The sequence below is a fragment of the Streptomyces sp. GC420 genome, assembly GCF_009916105.1.
Taxonomy (GTDB): domain Bacteria; phylum Actinomycetota; class Actinomycetes; order Streptomycetales; family Streptomycetaceae; genus Streptomyces.
Window position 1 is genome coordinate 1 of sequence record NZ_JAAAXQ010000642.1, and the last position, 2,631, is coordinate 2,631.

The window sequence follows — 2,631 nt, forward strand, 5'->3', positions numbered from 1 at the left end:
GGTCAGGGTTGCGGTGCGACTGTTTCCGGGCGGGGGCGGGTGTGCTGGGTGTCGGGGTTGTGCCGTAGTGCGTGCCGGTACCACGGCATGTGGTCCGCGATGCCGTCGCCGGGTGCCGGTCCCGGGTCGCAGCGCAGTGTCTGCCAGACGTGGTCGCTGCGGAACCAGTGGTCGGCGGTCAGCATGTCGAGGTGGTGGAGTGCCTGGGGGGATCCGCTGATCCGGGCCCGGGCGCGCTCGGCCGGCAGTGGGGGCTTTTCGGGTAGGCCGAGTTGCTCCAGGACCAGGGTGATCAGGGTCGAGGCGGGCACGGGCCGGGGGTGGTTGACGTGGAAGACGCCGGCCGTCCGCTGCTCGCGGCAGGCGGCGGCGACGGTGGCCTCGGCCAGGGCGGCGGCGTCGACGGCGGAGTGCAGGGAGGGGCATCGCACGCCCGCGCCCACCAGGCGCAGCAGTCCGGCCAGTGCGGGGATCACCCACCGGTCGCCGGTGCCGTAGACGAGGTGCGGGCGCAGGACGGTGCCGCCGGCGGCCAGTACGTGCCGTTCGGCCAGGGCGCGCGTGGCGCTGGTGGCGGAGCCGGGGCGCAGGGGCAGGCCGCCGGTGTCGGCGTCGCGGAAGGGGCCGCGCCCGTAGACGGCGGCGGTGCTGACGTAGACGATGCGCCGCACTTTGTGGCGCAGGGCCTCGTCGACCAGCGCCCGGGTGCCCGTGTCGTTGACCGCGTGCAGGGTGTGCTCGTCGCCTCCGACGCGGGAGGCGCAGTGCACGACCGCGTCGATGCCCTCGCACAGGCCCCGCAGGGACACCGGGTCCGCGAGGTCCGCGCGCACGGTCTCGGTCCGGCCGTCGCCGGGCGTCCCGGCGTCCCCGCCGCGTGCCGCCACTCGAATCCGGACGGACGGTTTTGAAAGGGCGGCGCGGACCACATGGCGGCCTATGAAGCCGCTCGCGCCTGTGACCAGTACGTTCCGCATCGTGCGGGGACCCCCTGTCGGTTCGGGCGACGGTAAGGATTGCGACCCGCGTGGGTGTGATACCCAGGGTGGTGGCTTGTGAAAATACGGACTACCTGGTTTTGTTTTTCACGGGAACGGTGCTTCGTCAATGGCGCGTTCCCGAGGTAACAGATCCTGGGAGGGCCCTGCAATGGCACGGCAAGAACGCGCGATCCGCACCCGGTTCGCGATCCTGACGGCGGCGGCGTCGGTGTTCGACGAGTACGGCTACGAGGGTGCCACCATCGGCGAGATCCTGGCCCGGGCGGGTGTGACCAAGGGAGCGATGTACTTCCACTTCCCGTCCAAGCAGGCGCTGGCCGAGGGGGTGCTCGGCCAGCAGTTCGCCGTGGTGTTCCCCGAGCCCCACCGGTGCAAGCTGCAGCAGCTGGTGGACACCGCGCTGACGGTGGCATACCGGATGCGCCGCGACCCGCTGGTGAGCGCGGTGGCGAGACTGAGCCTGGAGCAGGACGTGCGCGCCCAGTTCGGCACGGTGGCGCTCACCCAGTGGATCGACGCGACCACCCATCTGCTGACCGAGGCGCAGGAGCAGGGCGAGCTGCTCCCGCACGTCGTGCCGGCCGAGAGCGCCTGGACGTTCTCGGCGGCGTGGACCGGGGTGCAGGTCTACTCGCAGATCCTGTCGGGGCGGGACGACCTGGAGGCCCGGGTGGTGTCGCTGCTGGAGCACCTGCTGCCCAGCATCGCGGTTCCCGCCGTCTTCGGCCGCCTGGTCATCACCACCGAGCGGGCCGCGGAACTCGGCGCCCGGGCCGCGCTGCCCGCCGAGGACGACGAGGCCGCCGAGGACGAGCCCGCACGCGGCGAGGCCGTGCGCGGCGAGGTCGCGCCCGTGTGAGGCCGCGGCCCGGCCGCAGCGCGGGCCTCGAGCGGTTCTCCACCGCGGCGTGAGCGGGTCTGTAGCGCGGGGGCGGACGGTGGCGGCAGGGCGGGAGGAGGAGCCATGGCCGGACCGGACGCCGACGGGCTCCGCCTGCGGATAGAACGCGGGCGGTTGAGTGACGAGGAACTCGCGGCGGTGGCCCTCGTGTTCCGTTCCCTGGTCCTGCGCGGCCGGGACACCGGCAGGGGGGCGGCCGGCGCGTGCGGCGCGCCGCACGCGCGGGCGGGGTGGAGGAAGGCGGCCTACCGCTCCCCGGGCAGCTGGCGCTAGCCCCCGGGCCGGGGGCTGGCGCCAGCTGCCCGCACGCATCGGCCGACACCACCCCCTTACAAACCGCACGAGCGGTTTGTTAGTGTGTGATCATTGTTCCGTCCGCATCATGAAGGGGAGGCAAGCGCCATGACCGTTGTGAGTGACGTCCCCCGGTCCTCCGCGGTGGCGGGCGCCCGCGAACGCGTGGCGGAACTGCGGATGGTCCGGGCCGAGGCGCTGGCCGGGCCGGGCGGGAAGGCCACCGCGGCGCAGCATGCCAAGGGGAAGCTGACGGCGCGCGAGCGGATCGGGCTGCTGCTGGACGAGGGCTCCTTCCGGGAGGCCGGGCAGCTGCGCCGGCACCGGGCGACCGGGTTCGGCCTGGAGGCGAAGAAGCCGTACACGGACGGTGTGATCACCGGCTGGGGCACGGTGGAGGGCCGTACGGTCTTCGTGTACGCGCACGACTTCCGG

Annotated in this window: 4 protein-coding genes; 3 read left to right on the forward strand and 1 reads right to left on the reverse strand. The window is 73.2% G+C overall.

Annotation, left to right across the window (positions count from 1 at the left end):
* Positions 1-2 precede the first annotated feature (2 nt).
* Positions 3-977, reverse strand: a complete 975-nt coding sequence (locus GUY61_RS37270) for an NAD(P)-dependent oxidoreductase (RefSeq protein ID WP_166634716.1) — start codon at positions 975-977, stop codon at positions 3-5.
* 172 nt (positions 978-1,149) lie between these two features.
* Here GUY61_RS37270 and GUY61_RS37275 point away from each other — a divergent pair, with 172 nt between their 5' ends.
* From GUY61_RS37275 to GUY61_RS37285, 3 genes are all read left to right on the forward strand, one after another.
* Positions 1,150-1,860: a ScbR family autoregulator-binding transcription factor gene (locus tag GUY61_RS37275; protein WP_166634717.1), complete on the forward strand. Its 711-nt coding sequence runs from the start codon at positions 1,150-1,152 to the stop codon at positions 1,858-1,860.
* Positions 1,861-1,965: 105 nt separating this feature from the next.
* The gene (locus tag GUY61_RS37280) at positions 1,966-2,175 is read left to right on the forward strand and encodes an acyl-CoA carboxylase subunit epsilon (protein ID WP_166634718.1); all 210 of its coding nucleotides are present in this window, start codon (positions 1,966-1,968) and stop codon (positions 2,173-2,175) included.
* A 129-nt stretch (positions 2,176-2,304) separates the two neighbouring features.
* A partial coding sequence (locus GUY61_RS37285; protein ID WP_279576902.1) for a carboxyl transferase domain-containing protein occupies positions 2,305-2,631 on the forward strand: 327 nt, incomplete at its 3' end.